This is a genomic window from Sphingomonas sp. HITSZ_GF (assembly GCF_029543155.1).
GTDB lineage: Bacteria > Pseudomonadota > Alphaproteobacteria > Sphingomonadales > Sphingomonadaceae > Sphingomonas.
The window spans coordinates 333,194-357,785 of sequence record NZ_JARQXA010000005.1 but is presented as its reverse complement, the minus strand read 5'-3'; the positions used below and the strand labels follow the sequence as shown (position 1 = coordinate 357,785).

The 24,592-nt window shown below is 66.9% G+C and carries 19 protein-coding genes; 7 read left to right on the top strand and 12 right to left on the bottom strand.

The window, feature by feature from the left end; genetic code table 11:
- Window positions 1-24 precede the first annotated feature (24 nt).
- On the bottom strand, window positions 25-1,089 hold the full coding sequence (locus tag P6144_RS16005; protein ID WP_277768797.1) for a family 43 glycosylhydrolase: 1,065 nt from the start codon (window positions 1,087-1,089) through the stop codon (window positions 25-27).
- 109 nt (window positions 1,090-1,198) lie between these two features.
- Between P6144_RS16005 and P6144_RS16000 the strand changes: the two genes are divergently transcribed.
- From P6144_RS16000 to P6144_RS15990, 3 genes are all read left to right on the top strand, one after another.
- Window positions 1,199-2,251: a family 43 glycosylhydrolase gene (locus P6144_RS16000; RefSeq protein ID WP_277768796.1), complete on the top strand. Its 1,053-nt coding sequence runs from the start codon at window positions 1,199-1,201 to the stop codon at window positions 2,249-2,251.
- A gap of 2 nt (window positions 2,252-2,253) precedes the next feature.
- Window positions 2,254-3,063 carry an FCD domain-containing protein gene (locus P6144_RS15995; RefSeq protein ID WP_277768795.1) on the top strand — a complete coding sequence of 270 codons (810 nt, stop codon included), beginning with the start codon at window positions 2,254-2,256 and terminating at the stop codon, window positions 3,061-3,063.
- Window positions 3,064-3,237: 174 nt separating this feature from the next.
- Window positions 3,238-5,937: a TonB-dependent receptor gene (locus P6144_RS15990; protein WP_277768794.1), complete on the top strand. Its 2,700-nt coding sequence runs from the start codon at window positions 3,238-3,240 to the stop codon at window positions 5,935-5,937.
- A gap of 107 nt (window positions 5,938-6,044) precedes the next feature.
- Here the strand turns inward: P6144_RS15990 and P6144_RS15985 are convergent, their stop codons facing one another.
- From P6144_RS15985 to P6144_RS15960, 5 genes are all read right to left on the bottom strand, one after another.
- Window positions 6,045-7,526 (bottom strand): tryptophan halogenase family protein, encoded by a 1,482-nt coding sequence (locus P6144_RS15985; RefSeq protein ID WP_277768793.1) that lies wholly within the window; start codon window positions 7,524-7,526, stop codon window positions 6,045-6,047.
- A gap of 10 nt (window positions 7,527-7,536) precedes the next feature.
- The gene (locus P6144_RS15980) at window positions 7,537-8,574 is read right to left on the bottom strand and encodes a cupin-like domain-containing protein (protein ID WP_277768792.1); all 1,038 of its coding nucleotides are present in this window, start codon (window positions 8,572-8,574) and stop codon (window positions 7,537-7,539) included.
- Window positions 8,571-9,272, bottom strand: coding sequence for a SapC family protein (locus tag P6144_RS15975; protein ID WP_277768791.1), 702 nt, complete (start codon window positions 9,270-9,272; stop codon window positions 8,571-8,573). Before P6144_RS15975 ends, P6144_RS15980 begins: the two co-directional genes overlap by 4 nt.
- A gap of 256 nt (window positions 9,273-9,528) precedes the next feature.
- The gene (locus tag P6144_RS15970) at window positions 9,529-12,690 is read right to left on the bottom strand and encodes a TonB-dependent receptor (protein ID WP_277768790.1); all 3,162 of its coding nucleotides are present in this window, start codon (window positions 12,688-12,690) and stop codon (window positions 9,529-9,531) included.
- 456 nt (window positions 12,691-13,146) lie between these two features.
- Window positions 13,147-15,519, bottom strand: a complete 2,373-nt coding sequence (locus P6144_RS15960; protein ID WP_277768789.1) for an ATP-binding protein — start codon at window positions 15,517-15,519, stop codon at window positions 13,147-13,149.
- A gap of 173 nt (window positions 15,520-15,692) precedes the next feature.
- On the opposite strand from P6144_RS15960, the gene P6144_RS15955 reads away from it, so the two are divergent.
- Complete coding sequence (locus tag P6144_RS15955; protein ID WP_277768788.1) at window positions 15,693-16,061, top strand: response regulator; 369 nt, start codon at window positions 15,693-15,695, stop codon at window positions 16,059-16,061.
- A 3-nt stretch (window positions 16,062-16,064) separates the two neighbouring features.
- On the top strand, window positions 16,065-16,454 hold the full coding sequence (locus tag P6144_RS15950; protein WP_277768787.1) for a response regulator transcription factor: 390 nt from the start codon (window positions 16,065-16,067) through the stop codon (window positions 16,452-16,454).
- Here P6144_RS15950 and P6144_RS15945 read toward each other — a convergent pair.
- The 3 genes from P6144_RS15945 to P6144_RS15935 form a co-directional block, all read right to left on the bottom strand.
- The gene (locus tag P6144_RS15945; protein WP_277768786.1) at window positions 16,451-16,975 is read right to left on the bottom strand and encodes a GAF domain-containing protein; all 525 of its coding nucleotides are present in this window, start codon (window positions 16,973-16,975) and stop codon (window positions 16,451-16,453) included. The genes P6144_RS15950 and P6144_RS15945 overlap by 4 nt on opposite strands.
- 68 nt (window positions 16,976-17,043) lie before the next feature.
- The gene (locus tag P6144_RS15940) at window positions 17,044-17,541 is read right to left on the bottom strand and encodes a type II toxin-antitoxin system VapC family toxin (protein ID WP_277768785.1); all 498 of its coding nucleotides are present in this window, start codon (window positions 17,539-17,541) and stop codon (window positions 17,044-17,046) included.
- Window positions 17,541-17,765 (bottom strand): type II toxin-antitoxin system Phd/YefM family antitoxin, encoded by a 225-nt coding sequence (locus P6144_RS15935; RefSeq protein ID WP_277768784.1) that lies wholly within the window; start codon window positions 17,763-17,765, stop codon window positions 17,541-17,543. The genes P6144_RS15940 and P6144_RS15935 overlap by 1 nt, the downstream gene beginning before the upstream one ends.
- 205 nt (window positions 17,766-17,970) lie before the next feature.
- Between P6144_RS15935 and P6144_RS15930 the strand changes: the two genes are divergently transcribed.
- On the top strand, window positions 17,971-19,338 hold the full coding sequence (locus P6144_RS15930) for a cation:proton antiporter (protein ID WP_277768783.1): 1,368 nt from the start codon (window positions 17,971-17,973) through the stop codon (window positions 19,336-19,338).
- A gap of 62 nt (window positions 19,339-19,400) precedes the next feature.
- Window positions 19,401-20,609 (top strand): alginate export family protein, encoded by a 1,209-nt coding sequence (locus P6144_RS15925; RefSeq protein ID WP_277768782.1) that lies wholly within the window; start codon window positions 19,401-19,403, stop codon window positions 20,607-20,609.
- Between the two features lie 108 nt (window positions 20,610-20,717).
- Here P6144_RS15925 and P6144_RS15920 read toward each other — a convergent pair whose 3' ends face one another.
- The 3 genes from P6144_RS15920 to P6144_RS15910 form a co-directional block, all read right to left on the bottom strand.
- The gene (locus P6144_RS15920) at window positions 20,718-22,223 is read right to left on the bottom strand and encodes a tryptophan halogenase family protein (protein ID WP_277768781.1); all 1,506 of its coding nucleotides are present in this window, start codon (window positions 22,221-22,223) and stop codon (window positions 20,718-20,720) included.
- Window positions 22,224-22,253: 30 nt separating this feature from the next.
- On the bottom strand, window positions 22,254-22,688 hold the full coding sequence (locus P6144_RS15915) for a DUF559 domain-containing protein (protein ID WP_277768780.1): 435 nt from the start codon (window positions 22,686-22,688) through the stop codon (window positions 22,254-22,256).
- 113 nt (window positions 22,689-22,801) lie between these two features.
- On the bottom strand, window positions 22,802-24,403 hold the full coding sequence (locus P6144_RS15910) for a family 43 glycosylhydrolase (RefSeq protein ID WP_277768779.1): 1,602 nt from the start codon (window positions 24,401-24,403) through the stop codon (window positions 22,802-22,804).
- Window positions 24,404-24,592 lie beyond the last annotated feature (189 nt).

The window sequence follows — 24,592 nt, the reverse complement described above, 5'->3', positions numbered from 1 at the left end:
ATCATTGTCTCGGCATGGCCGGGCTTATTTCAGATAGGGGCCCTTCGCATTCCAGCCGATCTCGGTGGCGGCGAGCGTCCAGCTCTTGCCGCGGTCGTTGTTGCCCTGGAAGAACAGGAAGGTGCGGCTGCCGTACTGGAAGATGCCGGGATGGCCCGATTCCGAGCTGTTCCAGCTGCCCTTGGGGCCATTGGCGAGGAACGGCTTGTCGGAGAGCCGCTTCCACTTCACGCCGTCGGTGCTCACTGCGACGCCGATCTGCTGCGGCTCGTTGTTATAGCCGCCGGCATAGAACATGTAGAGCTTCTTGCCGTGCCGGACGACGCTCGGCGCCTCGATGCAGGCGCGCTCCCAGCCCAGCTCGGGCTCGAGGATCGACTTGTCGTTGTTGATGTTGGTGAAGTCGCCCTTGGTGAACTTCGAGTCGAGCGGCGCGCTCGCCACGCCGACCTTCTGTACTTTGAATTCGGGATCGCGCGTCGCGTAGTAGAGCATCAGCTTGCCGTTATGGACAAAGGCATCCGCGTCGATCGCGCGGCCGACGCTCCACTTCGCGGTGGCGGGATCGGGATGGAAGACCGGATTGCCGGGGTCGCGCTCGAAGACGATGCCGTCCGACGACCAGGCATGGTTGATCGCGTCCCTCTCGCGATTGCCATAGGTCTGGTAGAACAGGTGGACCTTGCCGCCGATCACGACGGCGCCGGGCGCGGCGATGCCATTGGCCTCGACCTGCTGCTTGGGCAGGATCTCGCCCACCTTGGTCCAGGTCTTGAGGTCGGTGCTCTCGGCGATGCCGATCGCCAGGCCCTTGGGGAAATCCTTCACGCCCACCGGATTCTCGCGCGGGGCGGGGACGGTGTAGTACATCAGGAACTTGCCGTTGAAGCGGACCACCGACGGGTCCTTGGCCCAGGGCGTGCCGAGCCGGGTGGTGTCCGAATATTTGGCGATCAGCTTCGCCTCTTTCACCGGCGCTTCCTGCTTGGGCGCCTGCTGCGAAATCGCTCCGATCGGATAGGCCAGAAGCCCCGCTGCGAGCCCTGCGCTGGCCAGGAAAATATGCGCTCGGCGCGTTTCGGTGCTCATGCGGTCCCCTCCTTGTTTTGGTCAGGCCAATATAGTAACATTTATCTGACCAATCTAGCTAGAATCGCACGCCGAGGTGAAATCCGGCAAGCGCCAGGGGGAGAGTTGGATGTCGCGTGTTTTTCTGGGCGGGTTCGTGGCCGCTCTCCTGCTCGGCAGCGGCGCGGCCGGGGCGCAGCAGGGGCCGGTGGAAACGCCGCCCGGGGCGCCGGTCATTCCCTATGAGGATCCGGCCAAGGCCTATCTGTTCGCGCACATGACGAGCGAGCATTACGGTACGCTCTACTATTCGGTGAGCCTCGACGGGCTGCACTGGCGCCGGCTCAACGGCGGCATGCCGGTGTCGGAGGACTATCACGGTCATCCCTCGATCGTGCGCGGGCCGGACGGGCGCTACATCCTGGTCGGCAACAAGAGCGACAGCGACAATCTGATCCGCTTCTGGAGCTCGCCGGACCTGATCCGCTGGACGCCTTACGGCACCTATGAGCCCCGGCTTTCGAACATCCGCGGCTTCCCCAACCCGCTGCCGCGCCTCGGCGCGCCCAAGCTCTTCTTCGACAAGCCTTCGGGCAAATATCTGCTGACCTGGCACACTCCCAACGTGCCGCACGTGCCCGAGGACCCGGAGCGGCTCTGGGCGAGTCAGCGCACGCTCTATGCGCTGTCCAGCGATCTCAAGACGTTCGACGGGCCGCCCAAGCTGCTGTTCGACTGGGATATCGCGACGATCGACACGTTCATCGTGCCGGGTGACGGCGGCAAGGGCTATTGCGCGGTGGTCAAGGACGAGCGCTATCCCTCCTACAACTGGACGACGGGCAAGACGGTGCGGATCAGCTGCGCGCCGGCGCTGCTCGGCCCCTATCCGATGCCCGGGGCGCCGGTCAGCCCGAACTTCCGCGAGGCGCCGACGCTGATCCGTGCGCCGGGCGGCCGCGACTGGCTGATGTATTACGAGCAATATGCCGGCGTCAGCTACGGCGTCTCCAAGGCGCCGCGGCTCGAGGGGCCGTGGTTCCAGATGCAGGGCAATAGCGGGGTGGAGCGGTGGAACCGCTTCTCGATGCCCGCGGGCACCCGCCACGGCTCGATGCTCGAGATCAGCCGCAAGGAATATGACGCGCTCGTCGCGGCGTTTCCCGAAGCGCGGAAGCCCTAGGCGTGAACGCCTGGTCTCCCCTGGCATTTCCCGGGCCGGCTGTGGGTGGCGAGACGCGCCCGCAACTGGGGCACAACCTCACCTTCGGGCTGCTCCATGCGATCGGCGGGGCGATCGCGGCGGGCCATTATGACGGCAAGCCCTTTCCGCCCGAGGCCGAGCTGGCCGAGCAATATGGCACCAGCCTGTCGGTGACGCGCGAGGCAGTGAAGATGCTCACTGCCAAGGGGCTGCTCGCCAGCCGCCCGCGCCAGGGCACCTTCATCCTGCCCGTCTCGCATTGGAGCCTGCTCGATACCGACGTACTGCGCTGGCTGCTCCAGCAGCGCCAGTCGGCCGAGGTGCTGCGTCAGTTCAACCAGCTCCGCATCGCGATCGAGCCGGCCGCGGCGGAATTCGCGGCGCGCTTCGCCTGGCCGCGCGACGTCCACCGCATCTCGGGTGCCTTCGAGGCCATCCGGCGATCGAAGCGGCATCAGGAAGATCCGCTCGATGCGCAGATCGCCTTCCACTGCGAGATTCTCGAGGCCTCGCGCAACCCGTTCTACAAGCAGTTCCAGGCGGCGGTGGGCACCGCGCTGCGCATCTCCAGCCGCGTGCGTGGCGCGGGACGGGCCACGGCGCCCGACATTCCCGCCTATGCCGCGGTGCATGGCGCGATCGCCAGCGGCGACTGGGCTGCGGCGCGCGAATCCATGCGCGGCATCGTCGCCGCGGCGCCCGGTTTTCTCGACGAGTCCGGCCGGCAAACTGAGGGTGCAGCCGCGAGAAGCTGTCATGCCAGCGCGGGGGCTGCCTGGATTTCGCTATGACATGAAGTACTTGCGCGGAAATCGGTCAGACATCGGCCTTGATATTGTCAGGCCAATTTTAGTATGATAATTCGGATAGATAAGCCCCGAGTGGCAAAACTCGGACGAAATGGGAGGGGAAGAATGGTTCGCTGCAATTCTCGTTGGTTGGTTTCGGCTTCGGCCTTTGCACTGATGGCGGTTCCGGGTGTCGCCGCGGCGCAGACTGCGACGCCGGCGCCGACGACCGTGCCGGTGGCGCAGGAAGAAGAATCCACCGATCCGACCGAGATCATCGTCAGCGGCTTCCGCGCCAGCCTCGAGACCGCGCAGGCGATCAAGAAGGATTCCGACGACATCGTCGATTCGCTGGTCGCGGAGGATATCGGCAAGCTTCCCGATTCCACCGGCGCCGAATCGCTCGCGCGCATCACCGGCGTGCAGGTCGACCGCCTGAACGGCGAGGCCGGCGGCGTTCGCCTGCGCGGCCTGCCCGACATCACCACCACCTATAACGGCCGCGAGATTTTCACCGCAGAGGGCCGCAACGTCGCGCTGCAGGATTTCCCGGCATCGTCGGTCTCGCGCTTCGACGTGTTCAAGACCGCGGGCGCCAACCTGGTCGAAGCCGGCATCGCCGGCGAGATCGATGTGAAGTCGCACAAGCCGTTCGACTTCAAAGGCTCGCGCATCGTCGGCGGCATCACCGGGCTGCACTGGCAGCAGTCGCAGGAGTTCGGCATCGACGCCAACCTGCTGATCAGCAACCGCTGGCAGACCGGGATCGGCGAGATCGGCATCCTGGTCGAGGGCAGCTACACCGACAACAAGTTCGTCGATTCCTATCGTGACAACAACACGCAGATCCTGCGGCATGCGGCGAACGTCGTGGTGGGCGGCGTGTCGAACTATCCGAACGTCCGCTACCCGACCCGCGTCTCGTTCCAGTATCCGAGCTCGAACCGCTTCCGCCCCTCGGCGGCGGCGGCGCTCCAGTGGCGCCCGAGCTCGAGCCTGGAATTCTATGCCGACTTCCTGTTCCAGGGCTTCCGCGCGGCGGGTGAATCGAGCGCGCTGCACTTCGATACCGGCAGCAACGCGCCGCTGTACGACGTCACCATGTGCCCCAACAGCACGACCCTGGTCTGCCAGATGACGATGCGCGGCGCGGGCAACGGCATCACCGGCTACCAGGTCGCCCAGTGGAACAAGACCGACACCTATCAGGGCGGCACCGGCTTCATCTGGAAGGTGCCCGGCGGCGGCCGCATCACCGGCGACGTTGCGCTCACCGATTCGCGCAACTGGAACCGCAACATGCAGTTCAACATCTTCACCAACTCGCTCGGCACGCGCGTCTTCAACTTCGACGACCAGTCGGGCGGCGGCGGTGCCTCGGCCTATGTGACCGACATCGACCTGGCCAGCCTGTCGTCGTGGCGCATGCTCAACTTCGCCGAGAACGGCGCCGACAACCATGGCAAGAGCTTCCAGGGCCGGCTCGACGCGGACCTGCCGATCGACTTCGGCATCTTCGATCGGCTGCAGGCGGGCGTTCGCTACAGCAACCGCGACTCCGATTCGTACAACGATCCCGCGGAGAACCGCACGCCGGTGCTCGGCGCGACCGATCCGCGCATCCAGTATGTGAACCTGCCGCTCGACTTCCACATGTCGATGATCGGCTTCGACGGCGATCCGACGGTGCATCCGCGCACCTGGATCACGCCGACCCGCCAGAGCATCATCCACAATGCGGACTATCTGCGCATGCTGGTGGGCCAGCCGGCGGGCTATCCCAAGCTCGACTGGGTCTATAGCGCGAACGAGAAGTCCTACGCTGCCTATCTCCAGACACACTACAAGTTCCCGATCGGATCGATGCAGCTCGACGGCCAGATCGGCCTGCGCGTCGTGCGCACCACCAACGACATCAGCGGCACGCTGAAGATCGGCAGCGGCGCCGGCACGCCCTATGCCAAGACCAACGACTATCTCGACTATCTGCCCAATGTCAGCGCCCGGCTGAAGCTGTCGCGCCAGCTACAGGCGCGCTTCTCCTTCACCAAGACGCGCACGCGCCCGGCCTTCGGCTCGCTGAACCCGACGCTGACGATCAACGCGACGCTGGCCTGCGACAACAGCGTGACTCCGCCGGTGTGCAACTACCGCACCGCGAGCGGCGGCAACCCGGACCTGCAGCCGGTCGAATCGACTAACTACGACGCCTCGCTCGAATATTATTTCTCGCGCTCGGGCTCGGCGACGGTGCAGGTGTTCCGCCGCGACGTGGTCGGCTTCATCAACAACGCCACGGTCTTCCTCAACGATCCGGACCTCGGGCCGCTGCGCGTCGATCGCCCGGAGAACGGCCAGAAGGGCTATATCCAAGGCATCGAGGCGGGCTTCCGCACCTTCTTCAAGATCCCGTCGCTGCCGCAGTGGATGCAGAATTTCGGCGTGCTGGCGAACTACACCTATCTCGACCATGGTTCGGAGCTGTCGCCGAGCGCGGCGGCGACGCTGCCCGGCATCCAGCCGCTCAGCGGCGTGTCTTCGCACCTCGCCAACGCGCAGTTCTTCTATGACAGCAAGCCGCTGTCGCTGCGCCTCTCGTACAATTACCGCTCCAGCTTCCAGACCTATGGCGTCGTGACCGATCCCGCGGTGACCACGCAGCTCACGCTGCCCACCGTCGAGAAGGGCCGCGGCACGCTGGACTTCTCGGGCTCGCTCAATCCCACGGACTTCGTGTCGCTGAACTTCAGCGTCGCCAATCTGCTGGGATCGCAGCAGCGCACCTACCGCGCGTTCAACGCAGCGGGCGACACCTATGCCGCGCAGGTCCGCTACCTCGAGACGGTCTATCGCCTGGGCGTTCGCTTCCGCTTCTGACGCTTACCGAAAACCGGCTCCCCGTCGGTTTCCTGGCGCTGCACGCGGCATGCCGCGGGCAGCGCCTCTTTCGTCCGGTTCCCGGAGGGGCGTAGCCCTGGCGTCGGTCAGCCGGTGACGTAGCGCTCCAGAAAGGCCTGGTGCGCCGGCATCTGCGCCACCGTCCCGGCGATGTCGGACTTGAGGCGGCCGAGCGCCTCCTGCAGCTCGCCCTCCACGATCATCCGGCCCATATGGTGGTGGCTCCTCGGCTCGAGCCGCTGGCCGAGCATCACCTGCACCCAGGAATCGACGCGGAACAGGTCGTCCGAGGCCTGCCAGGCGATCGCGCCGTCGCGGAACGCCGCTATGCGTTCCGCGAGGGTATCCGGGATTTCCATCGTCCGGCACTGGTCCCAGAAGCTGCCGTCCTCGCGCTGGTTCAGGTGATAATGGAGGATGATGAAGTCGCGGATCTTCTCGATCTCGGTACGGCTGAGCGCGTTGAAGCGTTCGGCGACGCCTTCGCCCACGCCGCCGAACGGGAAGAGCTGCACCAGCCGGGTGATCGCGATCATGATCAGGTGGATGCTGGTCGATTCCAGCGGCTCGACAAAGCCGCTGGCCAGCCCGAGTGCGACCACGTTCCTGTCCCACACCTTGCGCCGGCGCCCGGCCTTGAAGCGGATGATCCGCGGCTCGATCAGCTTTGCGCCTTCGATCCGGCTGTCGAGCAGTGCGCGGGCGCCGTCGTCGTCGAGATGATGCTGCGCATAGACCAGCCCGTTGCCCACGCGGTGCTGGAGCGGGATGCGCCATTGCCAGCCGGCCTGATGCGCCGCAGCGCGCGTGTAAGGTACGGCCGGGCCCATCGATTCCGTCTGCACCGCGATCGCGCTGTCGGTGGGCAGCCAATGCCCCCATTCCTCATAGCCTGCCGCCAGCGTCTGCTCGATCAGCAGCCCGCGGAAGCCGGTGCAGTCGAGGAACAGGTCGCCTTCGATCCGCGCGCCCGAGGCAAGCTTGAGCGCAGTGACGAAGCCTGTCTCCGGGTGCTGCTCGACCGCGTCGATCTTGCCCTCGATCCGGCGAACGCCCAGCGGCTCGGCGAAGCCGCGCAGGAAGCGCGCGTATAGCCCGGCATCGAGGTGATAGGCATAGTTGATGTGCCCCTGTTCAGGGATCGCGAAGCGACCGGCCTTCGCTGCCTGCAGCTCGAAGCAATAGTCGCCCAGCTCGCCGCCCCAGCCTTCGTCGCGGGCGTGCAGCCAGAAATGGTGGAAGTCGCCCATCCAGGTCGATTTGCCGATCTGGCCGAAGCTGTGGATGTAGCGGTCGCCCTGGCGCGCCCAGTCCTCGAACAGGATGCCCAGCTTGAAGGTCGACTGTGTCTCACGCAGGAACGCCTTCTCGTCGATGCCGAGCAGCTGGTGGAAGGTGCGCGCGGTGGGGATGGTGCTTTCGCCCACGCCGATCGTGCCGATCTCGTCGCTCTCGACCAGCGTAATCTCGAGCAGCGGCCCGAGCAGCTTGGCGAGCGCCGCCGCCGCGATCCAGCCCGCGGTGCCGCCGCCCGCGATGACGACGCGCCGCACCGGTGCCTGCTCCATCTTCCCCCTCCTAGCGATTGAGCTTGTTGATGATCTGCGCGCGCAGCCGCCTGGCCGACAGGGCGTCGATCGGCGCGAGCGGCCCCTGCGCATGGTCCGGCAGGTGCGCCGCCGCCTGGCCGGCGGGGCCGAAGACATAATAGTCGAACATCGCCTTCCACGCCGCCTTCTCGGCATCGGGACGGTCGCGCAGGCTCAGCATGGCGTGGAGCAGCGTGGTCTGCGGCGTGTCGAGAAACGCCGGCGCCTCGTTCCACCAATAGTTGACCAGTATATTGAAGCGCTCGAGCGCCTCGACATGATGCCACCACAGGGCAGGGTAGAAGAGCAGGTCGCCGGGCTCCAGCTCGGCCACCTGTGCCGCCGCCAGCGCATCGCGGAAGCGCGGATGCTGCACCGGATCGGGTGCAGCAAAATCGACCATCGAGATCACCTGGCCGCCGGGCGTCGGCTCCAGCGGGCCGGGATAGAGGTTCGCGACCTGGTCGGGGGGAAACAGCGTGAAGCGCCGCCGCCCCGCCGCGCACACCGCCATATTGTGCGACATGTCGTGATGCGCCTGCGCGGTGGTGCGGGTGCCGATCCAGATGCTGGCGAGCACGCCGTGCGCGAACATCGGATCGGCGAGCGGCAGGTCGTTCTCCGCGCGGAAGCCGGGCAGGTAGCGGTCGAGATCGGTCGAGCCGATATAGACGCTGTCGGCGGCAGGCACGTCCAGGCTCGCGCGGATCCGCTCGAGCAGGTCGGTAAGCCCGGCGCGGCCGCCCTTGAAATTGAAGCCGGTCAGATCGGCATTGTAGTGGAAGCGCCCCTCGATCTCGGGCGGCCCGGTGAAGCCCACCACCGGCTGGCCGGCATCGAAGCGCTCCAGATAGGCGATCGCGGCTTCGTCGCTCTCGCGCGCGGCAACGATCAGCGGCCAGTCCCGCGCCACGCCGCGCAGGATCACCGGCGCCTGCGCGGCCAGCAGTTCGGCATAGGGGATGGCATCGGGCGCGATGCCGTGCAGCTCGCGCACCCGCGGCGCGTCCTGAACGACGGCGTTCATCCCGCGCGGTTCTTGCGCTCGATCAGCCGCGCCATGTTGCCCAGCGACGCGGCGAGCAGGAAGGCGGTGCCCAGATGCCCGGCGCGGTTGAGCTGGTCGAGCGCATCCGGGCCGAGCGCGGCGAGCTTCTCGGCCGACAGCACTTCGTGATCGCGGATCACATAGCGGCGCTCGTCGTCGAGCAGCAGCTCCAGCGCCATCGGCTGGATCAGCCCCAGTGCATCGAACGCGGCGTACATCGGCGGCGCGTCACTCATGCCGACATGGATGGCGGCGAGGATCTTGCCGACATGGTCGAGATAGCGGCCCTGCCCGCCATGCGGCAGGAACAGCGGCTCGCCGTCCGCGGCATCGACGCGGGGGTCGTCGAGATCGATCTGGATCACTGGCGCGCTGCCGTCCGGGTTGAGCCCGATCAGGAAGGGGCCGCGCTGCAGGCTCAGGGGCACGTGCCGGCTGGTCCAGCGATCGCCGTCGAGGAACAGGTTCTCGTCGCGGTCGAGCCCGAGCAGGGCAATCGCCTGGAGCCCCTCGGCGGGATCGCGGCGGAACAGGATCGGGAAATCGCGCTGCGCCTCGGCGAATTCGGTGGGGAAGAGCAGCGCCTGGTTGACCGCGTCGCCATAGGCGGCGCCGTGGCGCAGCGCGACGCGCAGATCGGCATGGGCGACATTGTCGAGGGCGACCGGTCGGGTCATTCGGGGCGTCCAGCTTTCGGGCGGCCAGCATGGCGCAAAGCGCCGCGGGCCTCAACTCGGAGAGAAAAGGGGCCGCCGCGCATGGCGGCAGCCCCCAGTCCCCCTTTATATCTCTCTCTCCCCATCGGGGAGAGGGTGGCGAGGCGAAGCCGAGCCGGGAGAGGGGCAGTGCGATGTCCTCTCGATAGGCCCCTCTCCCCGACCCTCTCCCCGGAGGGGAGAGGGAGAAGAGCAGGGCGGCCCCGCCGCGATTGCCTCAGAACTTGAAGCGCGCGCCGAGCAGGAAGCGCCGGTCGAGCTCCTGCGCGTACCAGAGCTGCTTCTCGTCGCGGGCATAGGTCCGCACCGCGGTCTCGGTGAGGTTGATGCCTTCGAGCGTGATCGCGATGTTCGGCGTGATCTCGTAGCTGATCGATGCATCGAGCTGGCCGAACGGCGCGGTGAACTCGGGGTTGCGCGAGTCCTGGCGGTTGATCCCCGAGAGGAACTTGTCGCGCCAGTTATAGGCCACGCGTGCCGAGATGCCGTGCTTCTCGTAGATCAGCGTGCCGCTGAACGTGTCCGAGAGGCCGAGCAGCGCGAACTGATCCTGCGAAGGATCGGCCCCCAGGTTGAAGCCGACGTCGCCGCGCACCAGCGTATAGGCCGCCGCGATGCCGAAGCCGGTATTGCCGAGGAAATACTGGCCGGCCAGTTCGACGCCATAGATCTCCGCGTCCTTGTTGTTGATCGGGCGCGTCACCTGGAACTGGTAGAGCGGATCGCTGGCGATGCCCTGCAGGTCATAGGTGTTGTTGATCTGCTGGACGAAGGCGTCGTTCAGCTGGCGGGTCACCGGGTTGTAGTTCGCCGCGAAGGTCGCAGTGGCGGCGGCGACCGAGCCGGTGGCCTGGATCAGCGCCGACATCACGAACAGGTTGGCGTCGCTGGTATCGGCGCCCAGTCCGGTGATCGCGGCGCGGGCGCTGCCCGAACGGCTGCCCGCCGCGCCCGAGCTCGGATCCCGAAGGCCGAACAGCGGCGAGGTGAACTGGCCGTTGCCGATGAAGTTGCGCACCCGCTTGTCGAAGAACGCCACCGACACATAGCTGTCCGGCTTGAAATACCATTCCAGCGAGGCGTCGAAATTGTCCGATTCGAGCGGCTTCAGCCGGGCGTTGCCGGTGGTGCCGGTGGGGATGCCGCCATTGTAGATCGGCCGCGACGGGCCGCCCACCGTGGTGGAGGTATAGAGGTTGTTGTAGTTCGCCCGGGCGATCGTCCGGCTGTACGACAGGCGGCCGACGACGTTCTTGGCGAATTCCACCTGGAAATCGACCTGCGGCAGGATGTTGTCGTAGCTGCCGCCGTCGCTCACGAACTGGGTGGCGTTCGAGATCGACACGGTGAAGTCGTTGTCCGAAACCCAGGCGATGCCCGCCGGGATCGCTTCGAGCGACGTGGTCGAAGACTTGGTGTGCTCGTAGCGGACGCCCGCGACGAGCCGTGCCGGCGCGCCGCCCAGCTCACCCTTCCAGGTCAGCTGGCCATAGGCCGCCCAGATCTCTTCCTTGACCCGGTTGTCCTGCTTGCTGGTGATGCCCACCGCGTTGCCGCGGCTCGCATAATAGGGCGAGAGGATCGAATAGAGGTCCGATGCCACGCCGCGGAAGGCGAGCTGCGATTCGGGATCGCCGCCCGGATTGAACTTCGAGAATTTGCACTCGAGGCAGAAGGCCGTGAGCGCCCCCGGCGCCAGCGTGTTCACGTCGCCCGGGCTGGTGATGCCCCAGTCGCCCAGCGTCTGCTGGGTGGCGAGGAAGGTCTGGTGCATGTCGGTGGTGCGGTAGTTGCCGCCGAAGTCGAAGCGGCTCTCGCCGCCCAGATCCCAGCCGAAGTCCGCACGCAGCTCCTTCACCTTCTGGCGCTGCGTCGAGCGGAAGGTGCGGCCGACCTGCGAGCCGACATCGTTGACGTCGAGCGGGCCGCTCGCGCCCAGCGTGATGTCCTGCTGCGGGATGCCGTTGGAGAAGTCGACCGAATGCGCCGCGACGACATTGGCGCCCATGCCGACCAGCGTCGACGAATTGCCGTTCGCATTGTCCGGCGTGCTCGCCGAGGTCGAGATATGGCCGTCGAGCTTCAGCGAGAAATTGCTGGCCATCTCCCATTCGAGGTTGAGGCCATAGTCCTCGAGCTTGCCCTTCTGCGCGCGCGACTGGGCCTCGAAGCCTTCGTCCTTCTGGCCGTTGATCGTCTCGTGCAGATATTGCGCGGTGGCGACGGTGGTGTTGCCGTCGAAGGTCACCACGTCGAACGGCCGGCTGAACCAGTTGGAGAGGTCCGAACGGGTCTCCTTCTGCTTGTTCTGCGCATAGAGCGCGTCGGCGGTGATCGTCAGCGAGTCGGTGGGCCTGAACTGCACCACCGCCTGGCCGTTGATGCGCTCGCGCGTGCCCTCGGCATAGTGATAGCGGCTGTCGTTCGGGATCGCGACGAGCTGGTTCGGGTTGCTCGGCGCGTTGTTGACCACGGTGCAGTTCGGTCCCGGGGTCGAGGTCGGGCAGGCGCCGCCCGAACGGGCGAAGCCGCCGGTCAGGAAGGTGCTGTAGGGGATGATGTTCCAGTTGTTCGACGTTGCCGCGATCGACGTGTAGTTGCGCTTCTGGTAGCTGCCGAACAGCATCACGCCGAAGCGCTCGTCCGGATCGGCCCAGCTCAGCACGCCCGAGACTTCGGGGGTGACCTTGGAGCCGCAGTCGAGGCAGCCATCGACGCTGGTGTCATAGACCGCCTTGGCGCCGATGCTGCCGTTGAAGCCTGGCTTGCCGTCGTCGAGCGGGCGGCGCGAGACGACGTTGATCGTCGCGCCGATGCCGCCCGACGGGACCGCCGCGCGCCCGGTCTTATAGACTTCGAGCGTGCGCACGCCTTCGGTGGCGAGGTTCGAGAAGTCGAACGAGCGGCTGGTGCCCTGCGAACCGTCGGCATTCTGGTCGCCGCCGACCACGGACACGGCTGCGGTGGCGAGCTGGCGGCCGTTCAGCGTGACCATGTTGTAGGTCGGGCCGAAGCCGCGCACGGTGACCTGCGAGCCTTCGCCGTTGGTGCGGTTGATCGACACGCCCGGGATGCGCTGCAGCGATTCGGCCAGGTTGGTGTCGGGGAACTTGCCGATGTCCTCCGCGGAGATCGCATCGACGATGCCCGGCGCCTCGCGCTTGATCTGGATCGAGCGCTCGAGGCTGGCGCGGATGCCGGTGACGACGATGGCATTGTCGTCCTGGACGTCCTGGCCGCCGCCGCTGTCCGCGGTCTGGGCTGCGCTGACAGCGTTGTCGGCTTGCGCATGGGCAAGGCTGGGCAGCGCAAGCCCGGCAGCGACAGCGATGATGGATGCGGAGCGCGCAAGTATAGGCGTACGCCTCAAGCTCTTCATAACCCCTCCTCAGTGCGCCCTTATTTGGCGCGACTTTTTCTTTATTGTCGGGCGGGCAATATGCCTCCCTGATGTTATCGCTATCATCATCGGAACGGCTGTCAATCGGGCTGAATCAACTGGAACCGTTTACAATTTCGGATTGATGCAAACTGTTGCATTGGAGCGACAGAATGAGGGCGCGGGCAGGCCGTCGCGGCGCCGGCGGACCCCGCTGCCGTGCTGCTTTTTGAACCGTTTCGGTGGTGCTGCCGCTAGTCGGCGGCGGCGCGCAGCGTTGCGAGGAAGTCGCCGGCCAGCGCCGCGCGTTTGCCAGCCGGCGCGGCTTCCAGCGCATCCTCGAGCGCCGATGCCTCGCTGCCCAGCGCCGCCTGGCCGAACAGCCCGGCCGAGCCTGCGAACTTGTGGAGCAGGCCGCGCAGCGCCTCGTTCCCGGCATCATCGGTGCCGCCCGCATCAACGAACGCCTCCGCGGCGGCCAGCAGTTCGTCCTTGCGCGCGGCGAACTTGGCCCAGAGCGCAGGGGACAGCGTCAGGCCCGGCTCCTTCGCCTCCGGCGCGGCAGGGGCGGGCGGTTCCTCGGCTTCCGGGGGCGTGGCGGCGGACCAGCGCTCGATCGCGGCGGCGAGCTCCGCGAGCTGGATCGGCTTGGCGAGATGCGCCTGCATGCCCGCCTCCAGGCAGCGGGCGATGTCGTCGGCATAGGCGTTGGCGGTGAGCGCCAGGATCGGCAGCTTCTGCGCGGAGAGCCCGGCGGCGCGGATCGCCTTTGTCGCGCCGATGCCGTCGAGCACCGGCATCTGCATGTCCATCAGCACCAGGTCGAACGGCATGCCTTCCGCATCGGCGGCGACCGCGCGCTCCACTGCCTGGGCGCCGTCGGGAACGATCGCCACGGCATGGCCGAGCCGGCCGAGCATATCCTGCATCAGCAGCTGGTTGACGTCGTGATCCTCGGCAACGAGCAGGCGCAGGCTGCGCACGGGGGCGGTGGGTCCCTGCGGCACGGCCGCGCCCGTCTCTCCCCCCCTCGGCGGCGGTCAGCGGCAGGCACAGGGTGAACACGCTGCCCTGGCCCTCGGCGCTGCGCAGGCCCAGTGCGCCGCCCATCAGCGAGGCGAGCCGGCTGCTGATCGCCAGTCCCAGCCCGGTGCCGCCATAGCGGCGCGCGGTGGACTGCTCGGCCTGGACGAACTGCTCGAAGATCGCGGCGTGGCGATCGGGCGGAATGCCGATGCCGGTATCGGTCACTGCGATGTCGATCCGCGGGCTGCCGTCCTCGCCCTCGGTGCGGGTGGCGCTGAGCGTGACGCTGCCCTGCTCGGTGAACTTCACGGCATTGCCCAGCAGGTTGAGCGTGATCTGGCGCAGCCGCAGCCCGTCGACCATCACGAAGCGGGGCAGGGCGGGGTCGATCTCGAACTCCAGCGCCAGCCCCTTCTGCGCGGCAGCGGGCTCGATCAGCTTGATGCAGCCCCTCAGCGCGTGGCGCAGGTCGATGCGCTCGGCGCTGACCTGCATCTGGCCGGCCTCGATCTTGGACAGGTCGAGGATGTCGTTGAGCAGCCGCATCATCGCCCGGCTCGAATCGACGATCAGCTGGGCCTGGCGATGCTGTTCGGGCTGCAGGTCGCTGGCGAGCAGCAGGTCGGCAAAGCCCAGCACGCCGTTCATCGGGGTGCGGATCTCGTGGCTCATATTGGCGAGGAAGCTCGATTTGGCCTCCATCGCCGCCTCGGCGCGGGCACGCGCGGCCTCGAGCTCGTGCTCGAGCTCCTTGCGCCGGGTGACGTCGCGCAGCGAGGCGATGATCTCGGCCGGGGCGCCGGTGGCGGGATCGCGGACGAGCCCGCAATGCGCCTCGATCCATTGCGGGTTCGCAGCGTGCTCGATCGGCTGGGTGCGATAGGTGATCACGCCGCGTTCCACCGTGCCGTTGGTGAGCAGGCGCTGGAACTCGAACATCTCCTCGCGATGCTCGGCCGCCACGCCGAAGCCGATCTGGCGTCCCAGCACATGCGCGGGCTCGACGCCGAGCACCGGCTCGGTCGAGGGCGAGGCATAGATGATATAGCCGTCCAGATCGAAGCGCAGCACGGCGTCGGTCGCGTTCATCGCGAGCAGCGCCAGCTCGGCCTCGACCACTTCGCGGCGGGCGATGTCGCCGTGCAGCCGGCGATTGGCCTCGCGCAGCACTTCCATCCGCTCGCGCCGCTCGCGCGCGATCAGAAAGGCAAGCAATAGCACCAGCAGTCCACTGGCCACGCCGGCAATCTGAATCGGTACTTCATACCCCCGCGCCCGCGCGAGGCGCTCGTTGAGCAGCGCCTCTTCCTCTGTGCGGATCTCGCCGATCAACTGGAGCATCCGCGCCGTCTCGCGCCGATTGGCGTTGCTGGCTAGGATCGACGTGGCCTCCGCCGCCCGGTTCGCGCCGCGCATCTGCAGCGTCTGCTCGGTCTCCACCAGCCGCTGGCGGATCAGCGCGGCGAGATAGGCGACGCGCTTGCGCTGCGGGGGATTGTCCTCGGTCATGCCTTCGAGCGCGGTCAGCTCGCCGGGCAGCTCGCGGCGCACGCTCTCGATATTCTTGCGGGCATCGGCATCGCCGGTGAGCAGGTAGCCGCGGCGATAGACTTCGGCGCGAAGCGTCAGGATGCGGACATGCGACAGGCGGTCGGCGACCTGGAAGGTGTGGCGTACCCAGTTGTCGGCGCGCTGCTTCTGCGCGAACAGCCAGATGCCCGATGCGGCAGTGCAGGCGAGCAGCGCCAGCGCGGCAGCGAGGATCCAGTGCGACCGGCGCGTCATCATATCCGCCATCGGCATCGGCAAGCCTCCTGTCCTGTCACCCGGTCCCTAAGGGCCGAGCGTTAACGCCCTGTTCGGTTCCTCTCCCGCAAAACGCGGAAAAGGCGCGAAGGGCACAAAATTTGGCACGGACCTGCAACCATCTGCGGCCCACGCGTTATAATTTAGGTTAGTATCGAGCGAGAAGGGCGATGGCGCGCATCATCATAGCGGATGACGACGAACTGGTGGGGGAGATCGCCCGCGATGCGCTGATTGCGGCGGGCCATGGCGCCGGCCTGGTCAAGGACGGCGCCGAGGCGCTGCGCGTGATCAAGGCGCGCAAGCCCGATCTGGTGATCCTCGATTGCAACATGCCGGAGATCTCGGGCGTTCTGCTCGTCCAGGAGCTGCGGAAGATGCCCGATTTCGCCGATCTGCCCGTGATGATGCTCACCGGCCGCCGGAGCGATCGCGACGAGGAGCTGGCGCGCTTCGCCGGCGGCAACGAATATCTGAAGAAGCCCTTCGACCCGGACGAACTCGTCTTCCGCGTCGAAGAGATGCTGGGGAAGGCCTGAGCCATGGCGCGCATCATCTATGTCGAGGACGACGAGCTGGTCGGCGCCGTGGTGCAGCAGGTGCTCAGCCGCGCCGGGCACATCGTCGGCGTGATCCATCACGGCACGCTGGCTTTCGATACCATCGCGTTCAAGAAGCCCGATCTAGTGATCCTCGATCAGTCGCTGCCGGGCATGCAGGGGCTCGACATCCTGCGCGCGCTGCGCCGGCTGCCGGCGCTGTACCTCACCCCGATCCTGATGCTGTCCGCCAAGGGCAGCGAGCGCGAGATCGACGAGGCGATGGGCGCGGGCGCCAACGACTATCTGGTCAAGCCGTTTGAGCCCGACGAGCTGGTGCAGCGGGTGACCGACGTGCTGCGCAACAACAATCTGCGCCGGGAGAGCGTCTAGCCCTGCGCGGTGGCGAGGATGCTCGCCGCCTTCTCCGCCAGCGCGCGCAGCCGCTTGCTCTGCTCGGGCAGCAGGCTCATCCGCGGGCGCGAATCGATCGCGCACAAGGCGCCCAGCGCCTCGCCCTCGGACGAGATCAGCGGTGTGCCGACATAGAAGCGGATATGCGGTGTCCCCAGGACCAGCGGATTGCCGGCGAAGCGCGGATCGTGCGTTGCGTCGAACACGCACATGATCTCGTCGGGCCGCGCAATGGTGTGGCCGCAGAACGAGATGTCGCGCGGACCCGATTCGAGTTCGCCGCCATGGCAGGCGAGGATGTGCTGGGTCTGCCGGTCGATCAGCGTAGCGATGCCCATCTCGGTGCCGAAGATTTCGGCGACTTCCTCGACGATCGCCTTGAGCTCGGCAGACTGCTTGGTCTCGGCGACATCGACCTTGTCGACCGCGGCCTGACGCTGCTTTTCGCCGCGCAGCAGCGGGGCAAGGGCGTGAAAGATCGGCTTGAGCTTCGGTACCATTACGCTTTGTTGCCGGAAAATGTCTAACTCATCGTGAAGCCGGGGCTACGCGCTTCCTCGGGCTGGCGTCAGGCGCGGACGAACAGGTTCTTGAGCCATAGCGGGCCGGTGCGCGCCGCGTCGCGCCAGTCGCCTTCGTCCTCCGCCGCATCGGCGGTGTAGCCGCGCGGATCGAACAGTTTCACGCGCGCGCCGCGGAATGCCGCGGTGTTGCGCGTCACCAGCGTGAGCCCATGTTCGAGCGCGGTGGCCGCGAGCAGCGCGTCGCGCGTCTCGGCAAGCGCGAGCTGCCCGCGCCGGCGCGCCACCGCAGCGTCGAGCGGCAGCACATGGCCGTCGAAGGCCGGGATCAGCTGCTCGTCGATCCAGCTGCGCAGCATCGCCCCCGCCGCCTTGTCGCGCCGTGCGGCTTCGGCGGCGCTGGTCTCCAGTTCGACAAGGCTGATCGCAGATAGGAACAGCCGCTCGCGCGCCACGCTCGAAGCCCAGGCAGTCAGCCCCGGCTCGGCGCGTCCGGAGCGGGCACTTCGCAGCTCGAAGACGATCGGCGTGTCGAGCAGGAACATCACCAGCGGCCCGGCGGCGCCAGCTCGGCATCGGGGCTGCCGGCGGGCAGGGCGAGCAGGTCGACGATGCTCTCGCGCTGGCCGGTGAGCTGGCGGAACTGATCGATGCTCATCAGCACATGGGTAGGCCGCCCGCGATCGGTGACGAACACCGGCTCGGCGCGCGCGACTCGCTTCGCAGCGCTCACGTCCTGGTTGAATTCGCGGCTGGTGACCACCTTCATTTTGTACCTACGTACCTAGATTGTCCGCGTTGTCATGTAGGTACGTTACTACTGTGTGCGCTCGATGCAACAGAAAGCGCGACGGGGACGGAAAAATGCGGGGGGTGCCGAATTTTGCTGTTGCATGCTGGCGCCGGGCTGCGCTCCCTCAGGCCATGCGACAGGCCGGCAAGCGGCCGCGCGAGAGGATCGTGGGGGAAGGTTGATGCTCGAATTGCTGAACGAAGGCCTGCGTGCGCTGGGCGATGTGCTGGGAGCGCATGGGCCTGCGGTGAACGCCGTCAAGTCGATGGTGCCGGGCGATTATTCGATCCACTTCTTCCTCCAGATCGCCGTGATCCTGGTCACCTGCCGCATCGTCGGCTGGGCCGGCCAGAAGTTCCTGGGCCAGCCCCAGGTGGTCGGCGAGATGATCGCCGGCGTGCTGCTCGGGCCGTCGCTGCTCGGCCTGGTCTTCCCCGATTTCCAGACGGCGCTCTTCCCCAAGGAGACGCGTAACGTCCTTTATGTCGGCGCCCAGTTCGGCGTCGGGCTCTACATGTTCCTGGTCGGCTGCACGCTGCAGACCGATCACTTCAAGTCCAAGGCGAAGAGCGCCGCCGGCGTCTCCGCCGCGGGCATCGTCACGCCCTTCATCCTGGCCGCGATGATCACGCCGTTCCTGCTCACCGTGCCGGGCCTGTTCGCGCCGGGTATCAGCCAGTCGAACGCCACCTTGTTCATGGGCGCCTGCATCGCGCTCACCGCCTTCCCGATGCTCGCGCGCATCATCAACGAGCGCGGCCTGGCCAACACCTCGCTCGGCACGCTGTCGCTCACCGCAGGCGCGTTCGACGACGCGGTTTCCTGGTGCGTGCTGGCGATCGTCCTCGCCACCTTCGGCGCCGGGCCGGGCGTCGCGGTGATCGCGATCGGCGGTGGGCTCACCTATGCGCTGTTCATGATCCTGTTCGGCAAGCGCCTGCTCGCCCCGCTCGGCCGTGCGGTCGAGGCGCGCGGCGAGATGAGCTACACGGTGATGGCGATCACGCTGACGCTGTTCAGCCTCTCTGCCTTCCTGATGGACGCGATCGGCATTCACGCGGTGTTCGGCGGCTTCCTGCTCGGCGCCTGCATGCCGCGCGGCCTGTTCGTCGAGGAGCTGAAGAAGAAGGTCGAGCCGTTCGCGGTCGTCCTGCTGCTGCCGATGTTCTTCACCTATTCGGGCCTCAACACCCGGATGGACATGGTCAATTCGGTGCCGCTGCTGCTGATCGCGCTGGGCATCCTGATCGTCTCGATCCTCGCCAAGTTCGGCGCCTGCTGGGCGGCGGCGCGGCTGGCCGGTGAGGACAACCGCACTGCGCTCGGCATCGGCGCGCTGATGAACTCGCGCGGGCTGATGGAGCTGATCATCATCAACATCGGCCTGCAAAAGGGTGTGATCGGGCCGACGCTGTTCTCGATGATGGTGCTGATGGCGATCGTCACCACGGTGATGGCCACGCCGCTGTTCGAGCTGGTCTATGGCCGCAAGGCGCGCGCCTCGGGCGAGCTCGAAGCGCTCGATCCCAAGCTGGCCGTCGCCGCGTAAGAGCCCCCCCGGTGCCCGCTCCGCGCGCGTGACGCAGAGCGGGCACATCCCGGAGAAATTCGATGCGACATGCGCTTTTCTGCGCCGCGGGGCTGCTCGTGCCCGCGGCCGCCCATGCCCAGCAGGTGAAGCTCATGCCGACCGCCGAGGTGCGGCTGCGCTATGAGCATGTCGACCAGGGCGGGCTGCCGGAGGACGCCGATGCAGTCACCCTGCGCGTCCGCCCTGGCCTCGCCGCCAGCTGGAAGCGCTGGTCGGCGCTGGTCGAGGGCGAGGGCGTGATCGCGCTCGCCACCGGCTACAACGACGGCACCAACGGCAAGACGCGCTATCCGCTGGTCGTCGATCCCGAGAATATCGAGCTCAACCGCGCCCAGCTCCGCTATGCCGGCAAGGACGGGCTGGCGTTCACCGCGGGCCGCCAGCGGCTAAACTTCGCCGATGATCGCTTCGTCGGCACGGCGCCGTGGCGGCAGAGCGAGCAGACCTATGACGCGGTGCGCTTCCAATATGGCAAGCCGCTCGGGCTGAACGCGGACATTGCCTATAGCTGGAGCGTCCGCACCGTGAACGGTCGCAACGGCACCGGCGCGCGGCCCGTGTCGATCGGCGGCGACAATCTCTTCGCCGTGCTCGGCTACGGCACCGGCGCGGGCACGCTCAGCGCCTTCGCCTATCTGGTCGACCAGGACCAGGCGGCGGTCCAGGGCTTCCGCCTGTCGAGCCAGACCTATGGCGTGCGCTTCGCCGGCAAGCAGACGCTCGCGAAGCAGGTGTCGCTAGGATATGTCGCCAGCTGGGCCCGCCAGAGCGACTGGCACCGCAACCCCAATCGCTACACTGCCGATTATTGGCTGGGCGAGCTGAACCTGACTGCCCGGGCGCTCAGCCTCACCGCCGGCTATGAAGTGCTCGGCGCCGACAAGGGCGCGGCGCTGACCAGCGTGCAGACGCCGCTCGCCTCCTATTTCAAGTTCAACGGCTGGGCGGGCAAGTTCGGCACCACACCGCCGGCCGGGCTGCGCGATCGCTACGGCACGGTCGGCTATGGCTGGAAGCAGGTCGGCCCGCTCGACGCGATCACCCTCGGCGCCACCTGGCACCGCTTCGATAGCGACCGGCAGGGCCAGCATTATGGCGACGAGCTCGACCTGATCGCCGGCGTCAAGCGCGGCCGCTACGCGCTCTCGGCGCGCTATGCCCATTACCGGGCGGACAGGTTTGCGACGGATACCGACAAGCTCTGGCTGCAGCTCGACTGGAGCCTCTGACCATCAGCCAGCCCAATGGCCGTCATCCCGAGCGGCCCTTGTCCCGCGCCTTCGCCTGAGATCCCGGCTTTTGCCGGGATGACGACAAGGCTTATGGACGCCTCGGGGTCACCCGTTGATCGCCCGGATCAGTGCCCGGTGCGTCGGCAGGTCCTCGGTCGCGCGTTCGGAGAAATTCCGGATTCGCGCGAACAGCTTCTCCGCGGCCGCCATGTTGGGGAAGTCGCCGCGCCCGCCTGACAGGTCGGTGCGGAAGTCCATCCCGTAGAGGATGTACTGATAGTTGAAGAAGGCGAAGCTCTCGAGGTCGAGCGTGAAATCGAACCGGCCCGGCGGTCGGTAGCGCCACTGGGCGAGCAGCTCCTGCAGCGCCTGCGGGATCGACGCCGGATCGGCATTGTCGCGCCAGAAGGGCTCCTCGCGCCGGCTCAGGCAGTAATGGAGCTTGAGGAAGTTGATGATCCGCTCGTAACGCGCGACAATCAGCTGGTTGAAGCGCTTCGCCGGCGCATCGATCGGGCCGCCATGCGGAAACAGCTCGGCGATCATCCCCACCGCCGCCTCGATCAGCACCACGCCGGTCGATTCGAGCGGCTCGAGGAACCCGCCCGACAGGCCCACCGCCACGCAATTCTTCACCCATTGCGCCTCGCGGTAGCCGGGCTCGAACGGGATGATCCGCGCCTTGTATTCGTCATGCCCGATATAGCCGCGCAGCACCTGCGCGGCCTCGTCGTCGGACATATGGGTCGACGAATAGACGGTACCGATCCCGCGCGCGCCCTCCAGCCCGATGTCCCAGGTCCAGCCCGCCGGATGCGCGGCGGCGATGGTGAAGCTCTCGATCGGCGCGTCGGGATCGCCATAGGGGATCTTGCAGGCGAGCGCCCGGTCGGTGAACAGCACGTCGCGCACCGAACGGAAGCCGACGCCCAGCGCCTTGCCGATCAGCTCCGCCCGGAAGCCCGAGCAGTCGATATAGAGGTCGGCCTCGAGCGCACCCTGCTCGCGAGTGACGATCCGCGCGATCGCGCCGTCCGCGTCCAGCTCGACATCGGTGAGCAGTCCGGTGACGTGCCGCACGCCCAGCTCGATCGCCCGCTCCTCCAGCACCTTGGCGAGCCGCGCCGCGTCGAAATGATAGGCGTAGTTGAGCGGGCCGGAGAACTCGCCTTCGCCTTGCTTCTTGGGCGCGCGCCGGCTCTCGGCGACGCGGTTCTGGATCGTCACCGCCTCGGCGAAGGGCGGGCGGGTCGCCGTATCCTGGAGCAGCCAATAGGGCACCAGGCTGGTGCCCTCGGTGTAGAAGGGTGCCTCGAACGGGTGCAGATAATGGTGGCGCGTGCCGTCGGGCAGCGGCGCGTGCAGCCAGTCGTTGAAGCGGATGCCCTGCTTGAACGTCGCCGAGGTTGCGCGGATGAAGCGTGTCTCGTCGATACCGAGGAATTTGAGCGTCGAGCGGATCGTGGGGAAGGTGCCTTCGCCCACCCCGATGATGCCGAGCTCGGGCGATTCGAGCAAAGTGATCTCGATCTGCGCCTGGTCGGCCAGGTCGAGGAAACGCGCGAGATAGGCGGCCGTAAGCCACCCCGCGGTGCCCCCTCCCAGGATCAATATGCGCCTCTTGCCCATGTTGCGGCGAGCTTAGCGGCGACGCCAAGGCTGCGCCACCTCCTCAATCCTCCCCCGGAGGGGGAGGGGGACCGCCGAAGGCGGTGGAGGGGGCTCGCCGCAGGTGGTGAAGACGATGTGGCGGATCACTGCGTCCAAATCACTCAGCACCTCCCGCACGGGAATACGAAGCGTCCGCACGCTCTGCATCGCAAGCCAGGCATCGCGCACGGCATCCAGTGCCGGCCTGTTGCCGCGCTCATGCACTTCGCCGTCCACCTCGATGGCCAGACGAACGGCGTCGCAGTAAAAGTCGAGCACATAGGGGCCGGCAGGATGCTGGCGCCGGAATTTCAGGCTTGCTGGGCGTTTTCGCAATTCGCGCCATAACAATGCTTCCGGCAACGACATCTCGCGCCGCAATCGCTTCGCCTGCCGGATTGTCCCTGGCGGGCCGGTGATTTCCACGGCGCTCCCCCTCCACCACCAGCTACGCTGGCGGTCCCCCTCCCCCTCAGGGGGAGGATTTGGGGATTAGCACATCCGCGTGGCGTCTAGCGCCAACCCGCTCCGTTTCGGGCCTAAAGCGCCCGGAACCGGAAATCCCGGAACTTCGCCTCGCCGGCGCCGGCCGAATAGAGCCCGGGCCGCAGCATCAGGAAGCCGCCGCGGACATTGTGGTGATAGCCCGACACTTCCATGCCACGGTCGAAGCGCTTCCAGCTCTTTCCGCCGTCGCCCGAGATATGGAAGGCGATGATGTGCTGCCGGTTCGACACGCGCATCTTCAGCCGCCGGCCATGGGGATTGGCCGGGCGGCCGCGCTCCATGCCATATTGGTGCGTGACGAAGCGCTTCTCGTCGAAGCCGAGCCCGCAATAGAGCTTCTCGTCGTAGAAGAGCACCAGCCCGGCAGTGCCGCCCGGCGCGATCTCGATGTCGCATTCGAATTCGTAGCCGGTGTCGCCGGCGATCAGCAGCAGCGGCGAGCTATCCACCGGCGCCTTGCCCGATGCCTTGAGGATCAGCGCGCCGCCTTCGGTGCGGGCGCGGCTGCTCTCGTCGGGCGCCGGCTTGAAGAAATTCCATTTCTGCCCAAGCGCGAGCGGCCCGGCGAAATCGTCCGACAGCGGCTGGCCGTGCGGCACCGCCGCGCCGCCCTTCGGCTTGCGGATCGGCCTGGACAGGTCGCCGCCGGTCATCCGGAACCAGCCGTCCGTGGTCCATTCGATCGGATCGAGCAGCGCCTGGCGCCCCAGCGTCCAGTATCCGTTCTCGAAGCCGTGATAGATCGACCACCAGCTGCCGTCCGGCGCCTCGACGAGCGAGGCATGCCCGCGCGACCACCAGGCCTCGTCGTTGCGCACGGTGCGCACCAGCGGGTTGGCCGGGCATTGCTCCCAGGGGCCGTGGATCGACCGCGAGCGCGCCGCGATCACCATGTGCCCGGTCGGCGGGCCCGCCGTGCCGCCCACTGCGGTGATCATGTAGAACCAGCCGCCATGGCGGTGGATCTTCGGTCCCTCGGGCGAGAAGCTCTCGACGTCCCATTCCTCGGGATAGTGCCAGGGATCATAGACATGCTCGACCGGCCCGACGGTGGAGAGCCCGTCCTCGGACAGGCGCACCCGGTCGCCGCCCGAAAGGAACAGCCAGCGCGATCCGTCCTCGCCCACTGCGTGGCAGGGATCGATATGGTTGTGCAGCCCCAGGTCGATCGGCTCGCTCCACGGCCCGTCGATATGATCGGCCCAGATCACGAAGATCGAGTTCGGGCTCGCCTTGACCGGGATGTAGAGGAAGTAGCGGCCCTTGTGCTTCTCCAGGCTCACTGCCCAGACCGATCCGATGTTCTTCGTGAGCGCGGCCTTGCGCGGCTGCCAGTTCACCAGGTCGCGGCTGTGCCAGATCGTCAGCCCCGGATAGGAATCGAAGCTGGAGAAGGTCATGTAATAGTCCGCGCCGTCCTTCAGGATGGCGGGGTCGGGATGGTCGCCGGCGAGCAGCGGGTTGAGGAAGCGGCCGTCGCCCAGGTCGCAGATGCGCTGGTTGTCAAAGCCGCGCTTCCAGTCGGGCGCGGCCGGCGCTGGGGCGGGGGCCGCGGAGGCGCTTGCCGGGCCGATCAGCGCCGCGGCGCCTCCCGCAAAAGCCGCACCGAACGCTTCGCGCCTGCTGATATTCATGCTGATCCTCTCCTCTTTCCTGCCTTATGACACCGGGGTCATTGGTCGGAAAGAGCCTATTGTTCGCGCTAACATTTCGTCACGAAGGTGAACGTTGCGTCCACTTCGGCGCGAAGTCGAAAATTTCCTATCCTTCATCGAAATGCAGACTCTACAAACGGCACCACGTTTGAGGGGGCGTATGGGGAT